Below are 15,271 nucleotides of genomic sequence, written 5' to 3' on the forward strand. Positions count from 1 at the left end.
GTCCCCGCCCGTCGGTACGGACGGAGACTCGCCCCGCGCCCGGTCAGGAGCGCTCTTTCCCGTCTGTTCGTCCCGTCCTTCTAGACGAGCGTGACCCCGTAGGCGCTCAGGGCCTCCGTCACCGGCTGGAAGTACGTCGTACCGCCCGAGGAGCAGTTCCCGCTGCCGCCCGAGGTCAGACCGATGGCGGTGGAGCCGGAGTAGAGCGGCCCGCCGCTGTCGCCCGGCTCGGCGCAGACGTTGGTGCGGATCAGACCGCTGACGACGTCACCGCTCCCGTAGTTCACCGTGTAGTTGAGGCCCGTGACCGAACCGCTGTGGATGCCGGTCGTGGAGCCGCGGCGTGTGACGGACATCCCGTTGGTGGCGTTGGCCGCGCCCGTGATCGTGACGCTGCCGACGGTGCCCGGGTGGGCCAGCGAGGTGTTCGAGTACCGCACGAGGCCGTAGTCGTTGCCGGGGAAGCTGGTGCCGGCCGAGGGGCCGATGCTCGTGGTGTGCGCGGAGCTGGTGTACCAGGGCGGCAGCCCCTCGGTGCAGTGGCCCGCCGTCAGGAAGTAGTACGTGGAGCCGCTGCGGACGTTGAACCCGGCCGAGCAGCGCCAGCTCGTGGCGTAGACGGCGTCGCCGCCCGAGATGAGCTTGGAGAGCTTGCCCTCGGTCCGCTCGACGCGGAGCGCGCCCGCGTTGGCGCCCGCGGCCCGCTCGATCGCGTCGATCCCGTCCTGCGTGACCGTGGAGTCGGCCTGGACGGCCACCGTCCCGGTCGCCGGGTCGACGGCCCAGGCGGTGCCCGCGACATCGGCCGCCATGACGGCTTCGCTCGCCGCGGTGAGCTGGCTCGCGCTGAACGTGGTGGCCGGTGCGGCGTTCGCGGTGGGTATCGCGAGGGCCGCCGCGGCGGCTATTCCGGTGGTGACGGCGATCAGACGTACGCGTCTGGCGACACCGCTGAGGGGGTTGGTGCGCTTGATCCTCACTGTCGTTCCTCCCGAGGGGGATCGGGGGCCCGTTCGTGGGGTTCCTGGGCCCGTGAGGCGCAGCCGGCGGCGCGGCGCGGTATGGGGGTCTCCCTGACCGCGCCGCGCCCCGACCGGCGCTGCACGGGAGTATTGGCGGCCTCAACTGCCCCCGCAAGGGCGCCTTTTGGCCGTCCGCGACACCGATGGGGCGTACGGTGCCCAGGCGCCGCGTGAGATGCGCCCGGTGCCCGTCGGTGCCGGCCGACCGGCCGTCCGCCGGAGGCCGGCCCTGCCTCCGGCGGGAGCCGTTCCGGGTCAGTCGGTGCGGACCGTGCGCTCGCCCGCCGGGACGGCGATCGGGAGGGTGTTGCCGGGCGGCGGGAACGGGCAGATGAAGTGGTCCGCGAAGGCGCACGGCGGGAGCAGCGTCCGGTTGAAGTCGACCGTCACCGTCCCGTCGGCGGCCGGGGCGGCAGGCCGCAGGAAGCGGAAGCGGTAACTGCCGTGGCCGCTGGTGGTGTCGGCGAAGACCGCCCACAGGGAGCCGTCGGCCTCCACCGCGACCTGGAGGGTGTGCTCCGTACCGCCGACGGTGAAGGCGATCTCCCCGCCGAGGCCGAGTCCGCGCTCCTGGCCGTCGGCGTTGGCGACCTGAACGGTGCGGCTCTCGTCGTACGGCCGGAAGCGGCCCGGCAGCGTCCAGGCCGGGTCGTACGGGGTGGCCTCGATGGCGCGGAAGGCGCGCCGCGCGGCGGAGTCCGGGTCGAAGTCCCGTACGGCCCACAGCCCTTCGCGGCGCAGCACGACCAGTCGGCGCGGGCCGGCCGCGATCCGGGACTCCGCGAAGGGGCCGGTGTCGGCGGTGAGCCTGATCCCGCCGGTGAGCGGTTCGCCGTCGGCGGTCAGCCCGTCGCCGGCCGCGGCGCTCAGCACGATCGCGTCGGGGTCCTCCCTGGGCTCCCGCCACACCCCCGGAAGCCCGGGGAGGACTCCGTCGGGGTGGTCGGCGAGCCAGTGGGTGCCGGTGAGCGCGAGCGGTCCGTACGGGGCGGAGACCGTGGCGGTGCGGCGCTCGTGCCAGCTCGTCCACTCCCGGGCGGGGACGGGCGATGGGTCCGTTGTCATGCTGTTCAACCTTTCATACCGGGTTCACCGGATCGGGAAGCCCGAGGTGGGAGCGCAGGGTGGTGCCTTCGTATTCCGTACGGAGGGCGCCGCGCTCCCGGAGCAGGGGGACGACCCGGTCGACGAAGGCGTCGAGCCCGCCCGGGGTGGGAGGGGGCAGGAGGAGGAACCCGTCGGCCGCGCCGGCGGAGACGAAGGCGTCCATCTCCGCCGCGACGGTCTCCGGGGTGCCGGTGAAAAACCGTGGCCCGTCCGGGTCGTACGCGGTGTGCTCCCGCGCCGCGGTGTCGCTGTCGCTGTCGCCGAGGACGACGGTGACACCCGGCATGATCTTGAGGTCGTCCGGTTTCCTGCCGTACGCGGCCAGCCGCGCCTTGGTGTCGGCGTAGAAGGCGCGGCCCGCCTCCAGGGTGCCGCCCCGGGTGAGGAGCACGTCGGCGGCGCGGGCGGCGGACTCGCGGGCCTCGCCGCACTCCCCGGCCAGGATGATCACGGGGTGGCCCTGCGGGGAGCGCGGGACGGTGAACTCCCCCGCGATCTCGAACTGCGGCCCGGAGTGCGCGAAGGGCCGGGGCGCGCCGTCCGGGGAGCCGGGCACCGGCGGGGTCCAGGAGTCCCACAGTTCGCGTGCGGTACGGACGAACTCGGCGGCCCGGGTGCGCCGGCCGGCCCGGTCGAGGAAGCCGCCGCGCCGGAAGTTCTCCCCGGTGCGGGCGCCGGAGGAGGTGACCACGTGCCAGGCGGCGCGGCCCGCGCTGAGGTGGTCGAGGGTGGCGAACCTGCGGGCCAGTTCGAACGGCTCGTTGAAGGTGGTGTCGGCGGTGGCGGCGAGGCCGAGCCGGTCGGTGACGGCGGCCAGGGCGCTGAGCACGGTGAGCGGCTCGGGGTGCCCGACGTGCTCGTGCGGCCGGGGTTCCTCGGCGAGGAGGAAGAAGTCGAACGTGCCGCGTTCCGCCGTCCTCGCCGGCGCCTCGAAGGAGGCGAAGTCGGCCCGGGAGCGGGAGCGGGGGTCGGTTCGGCCGGCGGTGCCGTCGCCCCCGGGGAAGCGCGCGGCGAGATGGATCCGTTTACGGGCGCGCGGAGCCGCGGCCCCGGCGGCCCCGGCGTGCCCTGCGGCCGCGGTCATGACGCTCCCCCCGCGGTCGTGTACCGGTTGGCGGGGCGGGCCAGGCCCAGGTGTTCGCGGAGCGTGCCGCCCGGGTGGAAGGTGCGGAAGAGGCCACGGTGCTGGAGGACCGCGACGGTGCCGTTGACCAGGCGTTCGAGGTCCCGGTGCGGCTCGACGGGGGTGAGGTGGAAGCCGTCGACGGCCTCGTCGCCGTGCCAGCGCGTGATGAGGTCGGCGAGGTCGACCGGGCCGCCCCGGTAGTGCGCGCCCGCCGCGCCGGCGGCGGTGTGCCTCCCGTACACCCGGCCGGGCTCCCGCGGGAGTTCGCCGTCGTGACAGTCGAGGGTGAGCGCGGCCAGCACCCGCAGGGTGCCGGGGTCGCGGCCGGTCTCGGCGGCGCGGGCGCGCAGCCGCCCGCGCAGGGCCGCGGCCTCCTCGGCCCGGCCCGCCCTGATCAGGACGACATCGGCGTACCGGGCGGCGGTCTCGGTGAGTTCGGGGGTGCGTCCGGTCACGATGTCGACCACGGTGACGGGGTGACCCTGCGGTGGCCGGGGCACGGTGGACGGGCCGCGTACGGCGAAGGTGGCGCCCCGGAAGTCGACATGGTGCAGGGTGTCCCGGTCGATGAAGCGGCCTGTCGATAACGTCGTATTGCGGTTCCCGGCGCCGTCCTCCCGGCTGTCCCAGAGCCGGGCGGCCACGTCGGCGACCTCGCCCGCCTCCCGCCAGAGGGCGGAGGCGGGCGCGGCGGGGCGCCGGCCGAAGAGCCGGGCCTGCGCGGTGGTGGTCGATACGTCGACAAGCCACCCGGCCCGGCCGTGGCTCACCCAGTCCAGGGTGGCGACGGCCTCGGCGAGGTGGAACGGCTCGGTGTGGGTGGTGGTGACGGTCGGGACGAGGCCGACGCGTTCGGTGGCGGGGGCGACCCGGGCGAGCACCGCGAGGGCGTCGGGTCCCGGGCGTTCGAAGGAGTCCCTGAGCGTCACGAAGTCGAGGGCGCCGTGCTCGGCGAGCCGGGCGAGCGCCACGTAGGAGGCGGCGTCGTACCGGGGCGGGCCGCCGATCTCGGCGGCGAGGTGGAGGGTACGGGTGGCGGACACGGGGAGCCCTACCTTCCGGCTTCGGACGGGGACGGTGCCCGGACCGTACGGGCGGCCGCCCTGGCGAGCAGGGTGAGGGCGCTCCGCGCGGCGGCGTCGTTCTGACGGAAGGCGGGTCCGCCGGTACGCGGCCGGGTGAACGCCCCGCTCGACCGGGCGGTGGTGTACGGGCCGAGGGAGAAGCGGCGCGGGTGCGGGCGGCCGTCGCGCTCCACGAGCCGGCCGTCCCCGGGGTCGACCCTGACCAGCCCGGCGGCGGAGACCGTGGCCGCCCCCTCGTCGTACAGGGCGCGCAGCAGCGGGCTGAGGGTGCGTTCCGGCGAGGGGTCGGGGAGCCGGGCCTCGACCAGGGCGCGGGCCTCGACGTACGCCCCGGGTACGGAGGCGCCGCGGGCCCGGAAGACACCGCCGCGCTCGTCGGCCTCGACGGTGGTGTCCGCGCCGAGGAAGCGGACGACACCGGCCCGGGAGAGCGCGAGGAGCTGCCGCAGCCGGGGGCCCGGCGGCCCCGAGGCGAGGTAGCTGAAGAAGCCGTGCCACCGGCCGCCGGGGTCGCCGAGGTCCCCGAGGCGGACGAGCTGGCCGTAGACGGAGAGCAGCCCGAGGAAGACCCCGAGGTCCGCGCTGTGGGCCGGGTCGTGGCGCCGGGCCAGGTCGCCGGTGATGTAGGCGCGCAGACCGTCCTGGAGCGCGTCGTACGAGGCGAAGCGCACCCCGTCGAGCGGCCGGTCGAGCGCGGCGAGGTCGAGCCGGTCGGCGGGGTCGGGGACGGCCGAGCCGATCAGGGCCTCCAGTTCGGGGCTCCCGGGGGCGGCCGCCGCGTACTTCTCCTCGAAGTCGGCCCGGTCGACGCGGGTGCGTTCGGGGTGGGCGGCGAAGAGCCGGTGGTAGTGGGCGAAGCCGAGCTCCTTCTCGACCAGCGGCCGGATGTCGCGGTCGTAGTCGGGCCGCTCGGTTCCGCTCAGCAGCGCGTCGACCTGCGCGGGACCGAGGAAGCGCGGCAGCGGGGGGCGTTCGCCGGTCAGCCCGTAACCGATCTTGGAGTGGTACGGGACGCCGCGCCGCGAGCCGACGTGGAGGACGGGCTCGCGCCCCGAGGGGTGGTAGACCAGCTCGTCGCCGGGGCCCCCGCCCCCGGTGTAGTGGCCGCCGCGCCCTTCGGTGAGCAGCACCATCAGGTCGACGAAGGCGAGCCCGAACCCGCGCACGAGGACGGGTTCGCCGGCGGGCAGGGCGGACAGATCGCTGTCGGCGGTGAAGTCGGGCGGCAGGTGGAGCAGCCCGTGCCGGCGGGCGAATCCGGCCAGCTCCACCTGCTCCGGGTCGGGTTCGGCGTCGAGGTGGCCGAGGGTCAGTACGACGAGATCGGCCTCCAGCGGTTCGGCCCGCCCGGCGAGCACCACGCGCTGGCGCCCCTCGCGCGGGCCGTGGACGCGCAGCGCGTGGGTGGGGTGGAGGTGGACCCGGACGCCGGGTGGCAGGGCGGCCACCGTCCGCTCGTACACCCAGCTGAGATAGGCGCTCTGGACCCGGCGGCTGGGGAAGCTCTGCCCGGTGAGGGCGGCGATCTCGGCGAGCAGCCCGGCCTGGTCGGCCGCGGCCCCGCCGTCGGCGTCGGCCCCGGGCCCGGCGGCCGGGCGGGCGCGGCCCGCCGCGACGTCCCGGGCCCAGGCGTCGAGCGCGGGTCCGGGGCGTACGGGTCCCTCCAGCACGACGGAGTCGTCGGTGAACATCGTCACGTCCTCGGCCATGGAGTTCATCCAGAGCAGCGGGGACTGGTCGCGGCGCCAGATCCGGCCGGCGCCGGGCGGGAACGGGTCGACGAGATGGATGTCCAGCGGCAGACCGCCGTACAGGGAGGGCGCGTTGGCGGCGATCCGTTCGAGGAAGCCCGTGCCGCGCGGGCCCGCGCCGACGATCACGACGGACGGGGTGGCGGGGGGTATGCGGACGGGGTCCGGATCCGGTGACGCGGACATGGAAGGCTCCGTGGATGCAGAGATCGAACACGGGAGGTGCCTTCACACGGAACGCGGGCGGACCGAGCCCCTCAGCGGGGTCCGCCTGCGGGACAGAGGCTAAGCGGCGCGTACGGCCCGCTGTCAAGCCTGTCCACACTGTGAGCCACGCGTCTCACGTCGACGCGGGGCCGGTTGACGCGGAAACGGATGCCTGTTCCACTTGGGTCATGTATGCACAGCAGTGGCTGGTCAAGCGCTCCCACATCGACTTCGGTCGCGTGTGGTCCTCTTCCTGTTGAGCTGACGCCCTGCGCCACCCCGTGCTCTTCCCGGTACTCCCGTGCCGTTCCCCGCGTGCCTTCACACGCAACGCTCCACGCTCCTCCCCTCCCCTCGCGCCATCGTCCGACGCGCGCCTTCGGGTGCGGTCAGACACCTCCGCAGTCGCAGCAACTGCAGCAGTTGCCACAGGTCTCGCAGCAGTTACAGCAATTGCCACACCCCTCACAGCAATCCCCGCAGCCCTCGCAGCAGTCACCGTCGCGGCAGACGCCTTCGTGCTTCTGCCGCGACCAGGGGCCCTCGTACTCCTTCGCACAGCACATCCGACCGGTGCAGAAGAGCCCGGTGAAGACCGCGCAGCCGGCCAGGAACCCGCGCTTCTCCGGCGGCTTCCGCGGATCCTCGGGGAAGCCGGGCGGCAGCGCGCCCGGGGCACCGGACGGAGTGCCCGACGGAGTGCCGCCGTCGCTGTGCGCGCACCGTGCCGGGCCGAAAGCGCGGTCGACCGAGGCACGCAACTCGTGCGCGAGCAGCACGTGCGCCAGTCGGCCGTCGGTGAACTCGGCGTCGCGCAGCGCCAGCCGGATGCCGTGCACCGCGTCGTCGGCGAGCCGGCGCGCCTCCGCCCGTGAGGTGCCCGTCGCGGTGAGCGGGTTCCAGGAACCTGACGCCGCGTCAGTCTCCTGGTCCTCCACGGCGTCCAGGAGGTGCGCGAGCCGCCCGAAGAGCCGCCCCGCCTCGGCCAGCGGCGCCTCGTTGCCCGGCCGCCCGGCCAGTACGGCGGTGTACGCGAAGGCCGCGGCGGTCGCGGTCTCGGTCGGCTCCGTGACGGTGAGCAGCGGGGTACCGGGCCCGGCCAGCGCCTCGATGCCGGGCTGGCGGTCGACGGCGTCGACCAGGACGGCGGTGTCGAAGCCCAGTTCCGCACCGGCCCGCGCGCCCGCCCGGTCCCAGCCGCCGGCCACCCGGCGCGCGGCGGCGGCGAGCGGACGGCGCCGCAACAGCCCGTCCCCGTCGGCGACGTGGTCCCGTACCTTCGCCGAGGCCAGGACGAGCGAGACCGCGGCGGCGAGCCGCGCCCCCTCGCCGCGCGCGACCGGCGCGGTCCGCATGCCGCGCAGCGGGCAGGGCCCGGCCGTGCGGCGCTGCGCGGGCGTCCGGGGGCCCTGAGCCTCCGTCAGGACCGAGACGATCAGGCCGTCGTAGTTGGTGACGATCCGGGAGAGCTGCCCGTGATCGGAGCGAAGTGCCAGACAGAGCCCGCAGAGATGTGCCGTCCACTCCGCCTTGAGACGGCTGCCGAGCCGATGTGCGCATGGTCTGACGATTCCGAACACGACGTTCCCCCGAGAGTCGTACCGCTGTGCGCGACGCATCGTATCGAGTGATTCATTCACCCGGACGACCCCAGGATCACCCATCTGGCCGGAACGTATTATTTTGCACCATCCCAGGGCCCGTATCCTGGAGGAATCTTGACGAACCACCACATCTTCTGCACCAGTACCGTCACGAATCGCCTGCGCGCCGACTATCCCCTTGGCGCACGATCCGCATGATGGACCACGATAGGGATAGGGAACTTCAAGTGACCGCGGTGAAAGGAGGCGTCCATGGGATCGGTGCGCAAGGCGAGTGCCTGGCTGGGCCTCGTCGAGGACAACGACGAGCGTTACTACGACGACGAGTACGCCGAGGGTGCGGAGAGCGGCGAGACCTGGCGGAGCGAACCGCGCATGCGGGTCGCCCCCGAGTCCCCCGCCCAGGAGCAGGACCGCAGAATCGCCACCGTCTCGCCGGAGTCCTTCCGGGACGCCCGGGCCATCGGCGAGCTCTTCCGGGCCGGCACCCCGGTCATCATGAACCTCACGTCCATGGACCCCGCCGACGCCAAGCGCGTCGTGGACTTCGCCGCCGGACTGATCTTCGGACTGCGCGGTTCGATCGACCGGGTCGCCACCCGGGTCTTCCTGCTCAGCCCGGCCGACACCGAGATCGTCAGCGGGGACGCCGTGGGCCGTCCGCAGGACGGCTTCTTCAACCAGAGCTGAGCAGGGCGGCTCACCGGAACGCGTCGAGGCCGGTGAGCGCCTTGCCCAGCACGAGCTGATGCATCTCGACGGTGCCCTCGTACGTGAGCACCGATTCGAGGTTCGTCGCATGGCGCATCACGGGGTATTCGAGCGAGATCCCGTTGGCGCCGAGAATCGTCCGCGCGGTCCGGCAGATCCCGATCGCCTCCCGCACGTTGTTGAGCTTGCCGAAACTGATCTGTTCGGCACGGAGCCGGCCCGCGTCCATCCGCCGCCCCAGATGGTGGGCGAGCAGGATCCCCTTGTGCAGTTCGACCGCCATGTCGGCGAGTTTGGCCTGGGTGAGCTGGAAGCCGCCGATCGGCCGGCCGAACTGCTCCCGCGTCCGCGCGTAGCCGAGCGCCGCCTCGAAGCTGGCGCGCGCGGCGCCCATCGAACCCCAGACGATGCCGTAGCGCGCGTGGCTCAGACAGCTCAGCGGTCCGCGCAGTCCGGTGACCCCGGGGAGCACGGCGTCGGCGGGCAGCCGCACCTCGTCCAGGATCAGCTCGCTGGTGACCGAGGCCCGCAGCGACCACTTGTGACGGATCTCGGGGGCGGAGAAACCGGGGGTGCCGGCCGGCACGAGGAACCCCCGCACGCCCCCGCTCCCGGGTCCGCCGTCGCGCTCGGTCCGCGCCCAGACGACGGCGACGCCCGCCACCGAGCCGTTGGTGATCCACATCTTCCGTCCGGTGAGCACCCAGTCGGTGCCGTCCCGCCGGGCGTGCGTCCGCATGCCCGCCGGGTCGGAGCCGTGGTCGGGTTCGGTGAGGCCGAAGCAGCCGATGGTGGTACCCGCCGCCATCCCGGGCAGCCAGCGCTCCTTCTGCTCCTCGGAGCCGTACCGGTGGATCGCGTACATGGCGAGCGAACCCTGTACGGAGACGAGGGAGCGGATGCCGGAGTCGGCGGCCTCCAGCTCCAGACAGGCCAGTCCGTACTGGACCGCGCTCGCCCCCGCGCAGCCGTACCCCGTCAGGGACATGCCGAGCGCGCCGAGGGAGCCGAGTTCCCTGGCCAGTTCACGGATGCCGGGCAGCTCGCCGCGTTCGTACCACCCGGCGATCTCCGGCAGCACCCGGTCGGTGGCCCAGGCGCGCACGGTGTCCCGGATCGCCCGCTCCTCCGCGTCGAGCAGATCGTCGAGGCCGAGGGGGTCGCCCGGGTCGAAGGGCGGCAGCTCGTCGGCTGGGGGTACGGACATGACACGCCTCCGGCGGCTCGCGCGGAACGGACTGGGGCCGGTACGGGCCGGTGCGGCCGGCCGGGGTGGGGCCGGTCACCGCGGCCGGTCACCGCGGCCGGCCGCACCGGCCGAAGATCCGCGCCGACGTTACGGCTCAGCGCGGCGCCCGTCCAGACCCGGCCCGTGCGGCGGATCCGCGGCCCAGGGGTACCGCCGCCTCGACGGAGACACCCTGCTCCGGCGCTTTCCGCATGCGGGGCGGCCGGTGATCGGCCGGCCGGCGCTCCTCGCTGCCGCGCGTGGGCGGCCGCGGGTCGTGCGCCGCAGGCGCTTCTCCCGCTTCGTCGACGGTGGCCGCACCGGCGTCGGCGGTGGCCGTCCCGGCGTCGGCGGGCGCCGCGCACTCCATGGCCCGGGGCAGCCGGAGCGCGGCCACCGCGCCGAGCAGCAGCAGCCCCGCGCTGACCAGGAGCGTCACATGGAGACCGTGGACGTACGCGTCCCGCGCGGCCGTCCGCAGCGCCTGCCCCGCGGGCCCGCCGAGCCGGGCGGCGACCTGGTACGCCTCGCCGAGGGAGTCCGCCGCGGCCGAGTTGCTCCCCGGCGGGACGCCCTTCAGGGAGGCCATGGCGGGCGCGTACACGGCGTTCATCACGCTGCCGAGGAGGGCGATGCCCATGCCCGCGCCGAGTTGGTAGGAGGTCTCGCCGATCGCCGCGGCGCCGCCCGCCTGTTCCGGCGGGGCCTCGCTGAGCATCGATTCGTACGCCCCGAACAGCGTGGTCTGGAGCCCGAAGCCGAGCAGCACGAACCCGGTGGTCAGCAGCGCGGGCCGGTCGTGCTGGCCCATCATGACCAGCAGCAGGACGGCGGCCGCGGTGAGGACGAAGCCCCAGGCCACCATCCGGCGCGGCCCCATCCGCCGCAGCGTGGCGGAACCGGTGACCCCGGCGGCCATGGCGGCGAAGGTGAGCGGCAGTAGCCGCAGCCCGGTCTCCAACGGGCTGAGCCCCAGCACGAGCTGGAGGTACTGGACGGCGATCAGTTCGAGGCCGACCAGGGCGAGCATGGCGAGGACGATGCACCCCACGGAGGTGGAGAACGTCGGCCTGGCGAACATCCGGACGTCGATCAGCGGATGCGACCTGCGCCGCTGCCGCCGCACGAAGAGGACGAGGAGCGCCACCCCGAGACAGAGCGGGGCGAGCGTCATCGGGCCGAGTGGCCCCTCCCCCGCGCCGAGGCGCTTCACCCCGAAGACCACCCCGAGCACCCCGGCCGCGGCCGTCAGCGCGCCGAGGACGTCCCAGGGGCCGTCGGTGGCGCCCCTCGACTCGGGCACCAGGAAACGGGCGAGCGGCAGCAGGAGGGCCAGCAGCGGGATGTTGACGAGGAAGACGGAGCCCCACCAGAAGTGCTCGACGAGGAAGCCGCCCAGCACCGGGCCGACCGCGGCCCCGACCGCGGCGACCGCCGTCCAGACGCCGATGGCCATGGCCCGTTCGCGCCGGTCGGGGAAGACCGCGCGCAGGATGGAGAGGGTCGCGGGCATGATCATCGCGCCGCCGACCCCGAGCAGGGCGCGCGCCCCGATCAGCGTGAGCGGGCCGTCCGCGAAGGCGGCGAGGGCGGAGGCGGCCCCGAAGAGCGCGTATCCGGTCAGCAGGATCCTGCGCCGCCCGACCCGGTCGCCGAGGGTGCCGAAGAGGATCAGCAGCGCCGCGCAGACGAGCGGGTAGGAGTCGACGATCCACAGCAGCTCGACCCCGCTGGGGCGGAGATCCGCGGTGACGGCCGGTACGGCGACGTGCAGCACGGTCGCGTCCAGCGCGACGAGCAGCAGGCTGACGCACAGGACCAGCAGGACGACCCAGCGGTTCGCACGTCCGGCGGCCGGGCGCAGCCGTGCTCCGGCCGTGGTGGTCCCGGACATCTGCGTACCTCCCAATGCGTCCCCCAGGGCCTGTGCTGAGTTCTCCCGCGGCGTCACGTGCCCTGGTGCCCGCGCCCGCGGCGGGGGAACTCAGCACAGGCCCTGGCACTCGGCGGACCAGCGGGGACACGGGTCCCACGGGGCGGCCCGGCATCGACGGGCGAGTGAGCCGACAGCGTACGCGAGTGTTCCCGCGGATCGCGTGGTGCACCTCTCACCGTTCTGACCAGGGAGTGTGGCGTACGCCACGCCGCCCGCGCCAGGACCGGGGCCGAGGCGCGACACGAGCGCGAGGGAAATTCCGCGCGACGCCTCGGTGAACTAATTCGGTTCCACAGAAAGACACTCCCCGGAAGGGGACCCTGATTAATAGGGTCGAAGGGCCCTGGAGATTTCCGGAACGGCCCGAACGGAAATGTGATCCGAGACATAGTCCACATCACATCGTCATCACAAAGAGACCGGATCGACCGGTTCACTCCCTCACTCGCTGTAACGTCCTTTACGTGCGTACCGACATCTTTGCCCGCCTGGACCGGGAGCCGGAACCGCCGAAGATAGAGATCCCGCGGATGAGTCGTACCCGTAAGGCTCTCTTCGGCGGGACCTTGGCGTTCTATCTCGCCATCGTCGTCGCCGTGCTCGTCTCGTCCTCGCTGGTGATCATCGACTGGAAGGTCATGCTCTTCCGGCCCTATCAGCAGTGGCCGGTCCTGCATCCCTACCTGGACTACTTCGTGGTGCTCGGCCAGCGCGGCCCGACCGCCGTGATGATCGCGGCCTGGCTGGGCTGGCGCTCGTGGCGCCAGCACACGCTGCGGCCGCTGCTGACCCTCGGCGCCGCGCTGCTGCTGCTCAACGTGACCGTCGGCGCGGTCAAGCTCGGTCTCGGCCGGCTCGGCCCCCACTACGCGACGCAGATCGGCTCGGCCGAGCTCTTCGCGGGCGGCGATATATTTCCTTCGGGCCACACCGCCAACGCCGTGGTGACCTGGGGAATCCTCTCCTACCTGGCCACCACGCCACGGGCCAGGCGCTATCTCTCGGTCATGTCGTCCCTGGTGGCGCTCGGGGTCGGCGCGACCACCGTCTACCTCGGTACGCACTGGCTGAGCGATGTGCTGCTCGGCTGGGCCGCCGGGCTGCTGATCCTGCTGGGGCTGCCCTGGATGGAGCCGCTGATCGGCCGCGCCGAGCAGGCGGTCTTCGCGGTACGGGAGCGGTGGCGCGCGCGGCGCGGCCCGGCCCCCACCGCCCCGGCGACGGAGCAGGGGACGGAGCCGGAGCCCAGGCGCCCCGAGACGGTGCCCCAGGGCGCCCAGCAGACCGTGGAGGGGACGCCCTGCGAGGCCGTCGGCCCCGCCCCGCACGGCGGGCGGGGCGCGGGCGCCAGGAGCGCCGCGCTCACCACCCAGCCCCGGCAGCACGCGGTGCGCTCGGAGCGGACCCCGGCGACCCCGGCGGGCGGCAGCCGCCGGCCGCCCCGCTCCCGGCCCGTGACGGGCGGCTGAGACACCCCGGCGGGGGCGGTACGCACAGCCTCTCCCCCGCCACCTCGCCTCATGACGAAGCCCCGGCTCCGGCCGGGGCTTCGTCATGAGGCGTCGCTCAGCCGACCCAGCAGCGGATCACCCGGCCTCCGTCGACCTCGAAGTTGAGCCGGCCCATCACGAACTCCATCGTGATGATCGAGCCCGGGGGCAGCGCTCTGACATGGGTCCAGCCGCGTCCGCGAGCCTGCCGCTCGGCGCTCTCGGCGTCGAGCCCGACATAGGACTCGGGCGCGTCGTCGGGCTGTCGGGGTGGAGTCGGTAGGGGTGCCATGCCACTCACCGTAGGCGCCGGGGAGCGCGGAAGGAAGCGATTCCGAGGCGATCGGAAGCCCATCCGATACCGGGAGAGGAACACCCGCGTCCCTCGGCGGTCACACTTGTGTCACAGCTTCCGACACTCCCCGAGCACGACCCGCTTCACTCTTACGGAGCACTCACACCGGACTCATCGATAATTCCACGACCCCGAAGATCACATAAATTCCCGCTCCTTTAATTCTCCTTTACGGTTACGGCGTGAACCTCGGCCACACAATTGACGTCACGGCCGAATTCACGCTTTCCCCGCACAACCCGCACGCGAACCGTCGCCGCGTCCGTCGCCGCGTCCGGCCGCCTGTCCGGCCGCGTGTCCGTCTTCGGGGACCCCGCGCCCCCTGATCCGGTCCGCGGCCCGGTCGCGGGCGGCGTACGCGCCGCCCAGGACCGCGCTGGAGCCCCGGTGCAGCGCGTCGCGGACGGGGCGCCTGGAGCCGCGGGCCAGCTCCGCGTAGAGCGCCGCGTGGCGCTCGGCGATCCGCGCCGGGTCGAAGCGGGCGGCGGAGACCAGCGCCGCCCGGCCCATCCGGCGGCGCAGCGCGTCGTCCTGGATCAGCCGGAGCAGCGCCCCGGCGACGGCGTCCTCGTCGCCGTTGCGCACGAGCATTCCGTCGACGCCGTCGGCGATGATCTCGCCGGGGCCGTGCGGGCAGTCGGTGGAGACGACCGGGAGCCCGCAGCGCATGGCCTCGACGATGGTCATGCCGAAGGACTCGCGGCTGGAGGTGACGGCGGCGACGGAGCCCTTCACCCACTCCGCCTCCAGCGGGTCGGCGCGCCCCATGAGGAAGACGTGGTCGTGGAGGCCGAGTTCCCCGATGAGCGCGCGGAGGGCGCCCCGTTCGTCGCCGGTGGTCTCCCCGGCGCCGTAGATCCGCAGCCGCCAGTCGGGGCGTACCGCCACGACCTGCCCGAACGCCCGCACCAGCAGGTCGTACCGCTTGACCCGGGTGAGCCGGCCCGCGGCGACGACCCAGCGGCCCGTGGAGTCGGCGGGCGCGACGGCGGGCGCGGGCACGCCGTTGGGGATGGCCTCGATCCGTACACCGGGCAGCCGCAGCCGGGTCCGGTAGGAGCGGGCGTCGGCCTCGGTGACGGTGGTGACCGCGTGGAGGAGCCGGTAGCGGTGGCCGATCTCGCGGCGCAGCCGGTGGCCGTGGCCGTCCAGGGTCAGGTGTTCCTGCCCGATCCGCACCTGGCCGCCGCCGGGCCCCTGCCGGACGAGGTGGACGACGAGCCCCGGCCGGGTGCCGATGACGACGTCGGCCTCCAGGGAGCGGAGCCGCTCGCCGATCCGGGCGTCGGTGAGGCGGCTGTACTGGCGGTGGCGGCCGTCGCCGCGCGGGAAGATCCGGGCGGGGCGGGCGTGGTCGGGGTGGCCGCTCTCGTCGCCGGGGGTGCCGTGCCGCAGGTCGACAAGGTGACTCAGCCGCACTCCGGCGGGCTCGCCGAGGTGTGGCCGGTCCCGGTGGCGGAATACCGAGACGATCTCGACGTCGTGGTGGACGGCGAGGGCTCCGGCGAGGTGGAAGGTGGCGCGGATCGTCCCGCCGATGCCGTACGCGTTGTGGAGCAGGAAGGCGAGGTGCATACGGTGCCGGTCTCTCTCGTACGGGTGCCCCGGCGGGGGCCTTCCGGGCGCCTGGACGGGCGGCGGAATGCCCG

The 15,271-nt window shown here is 73.8% G+C and carries 12 protein-coding genes; 2 read left to right on the forward strand and 10 right to left on the reverse strand.

Annotated elements, in window-relative coordinates:
* Positions 1-80 precede the first annotated feature (80 nt).
* The 6 genes from AB0P17_RS13215 to AB0P17_RS13240 all read right to left on the reverse strand — a co-directional run bounded on the left by AB0P17_RS13215 (position 81) and on the right by AB0P17_RS13240 (position 7,878).
* Positions 81-980, reverse strand: a complete 900-nt coding sequence (locus AB0P17_RS13215) for a S1 family peptidase (RefSeq protein WP_365810397.1) — start codon at positions 978-980, stop codon at positions 81-83.
* A gap of 297 nt (positions 981-1,277) precedes the next feature.
* Positions 1,278-2,087, reverse strand: coding sequence for a DUF1684 domain-containing protein (locus AB0P17_RS13220; RefSeq protein WP_365810399.1), 810 nt, complete (start codon positions 2,085-2,087; stop codon positions 1,278-1,280).
* Between the two features lie 13 nt (positions 2,088-2,100).
* Entirely contained in the window at positions 2,101-3,213 is a 1,113-nt protein-coding gene (locus AB0P17_RS13225; protein ID WP_365810401.1) for an LLM class flavin-dependent oxidoreductase, read from the reverse strand.
* Positions 3,210-4,298 (reverse strand): LLM class flavin-dependent oxidoreductase, encoded by a 1,089-nt coding sequence (locus tag AB0P17_RS13230; RefSeq protein ID WP_365810403.1) that lies wholly within the window; start codon positions 4,296-4,298, stop codon positions 3,210-3,212. Before AB0P17_RS13230 ends, AB0P17_RS13225 begins: the two co-directional genes overlap by 4 nt.
* An 8-nt stretch (positions 4,299-4,306) precedes the next feature.
* A complete protein-coding gene (locus AB0P17_RS13235; RefSeq protein ID WP_365810404.1) occupies positions 4,307-6,277 on the reverse strand; it encodes an FAD/NAD(P)-binding protein in 1,971 nt (656 codons plus the stop codon).
* Between the two features lie 410 nt (positions 6,278-6,687).
* Complete coding sequence (locus AB0P17_RS13240) at positions 6,688-7,878, reverse strand: DUF5685 family protein (RefSeq protein WP_365810406.1); 1,191 nt, start codon at positions 7,876-7,878, stop codon at positions 6,688-6,690.
* Positions 7,879-8,154: 276 nt separating this feature from the next.
* Between AB0P17_RS13240 and sepF the strand changes: the two genes are divergently transcribed.
* Complete coding sequence (gene sepF, locus AB0P17_RS13245; protein ID WP_365810408.1) at positions 8,155-8,592, forward strand: cell division protein SepF; 438 nt, start codon at positions 8,155-8,157, stop codon at positions 8,590-8,592.
* Between the two features lie 10 nt (positions 8,593-8,602).
* Here the strand turns inward: sepF and AB0P17_RS13250 are convergent, their stop codons facing one another.
* A complete protein-coding gene (locus AB0P17_RS13250) occupies positions 8,603-9,820 on the reverse strand; it encodes an acyl-CoA dehydrogenase family protein (RefSeq protein ID WP_365810409.1) in 1,218 nt (405 codons plus the stop codon).
* A 136-nt stretch (positions 9,821-9,956) separates the two neighbouring features.
* Positions 9,957-11,735, reverse strand: coding sequence for an MFS transporter (locus tag AB0P17_RS13255; protein WP_365810410.1), 1,779 nt, complete (start codon positions 11,733-11,735; stop codon positions 9,957-9,959).
* A gap of 506 nt (positions 11,736-12,241) precedes the next feature.
* Between AB0P17_RS13255 and AB0P17_RS13260 the strand changes: the two genes are divergently transcribed.
* Positions 12,242-13,246 (forward strand): phosphatase PAP2 family protein, encoded by a 1,005-nt coding sequence (locus tag AB0P17_RS13260; protein WP_365810412.1) that lies wholly within the window; start codon positions 12,242-12,244, stop codon positions 13,244-13,246.
* Positions 13,247-13,343: 97 nt separating this feature from the next.
* On the opposite strand, the gene AB0P17_RS13265 is transcribed toward AB0P17_RS13260, so the two are convergent.
* Both AB0P17_RS13265 and AB0P17_RS13270 read right to left on the reverse strand, forming a co-directional pair.
* Positions 13,344-13,559 (reverse strand): I78 family peptidase inhibitor, encoded by a 216-nt coding sequence (locus tag AB0P17_RS13265; RefSeq protein ID WP_365810414.1) that lies wholly within the window; start codon positions 13,557-13,559, stop codon positions 13,344-13,346.
* Between the two features lie 282 nt (positions 13,560-13,841).
* Positions 13,842-15,197 carry a glycosyltransferase family 4 protein gene (locus tag AB0P17_RS13270; RefSeq protein WP_365810415.1) on the reverse strand — a complete coding sequence of 452 codons (1,356 nt, stop codon included), beginning with the start codon at positions 15,195-15,197 and terminating at the stop codon, positions 13,842-13,844.
* Positions 15,198-15,271: the final 74 nt, after the last annotated feature.

This window comes from Streptomyces sp. NPDC088124, assembly GCF_040685895.1.
Taxonomy (GTDB): Bacteria; Actinomycetota; Actinomycetes; order Streptomycetales; family Streptomycetaceae; genus Streptomyces.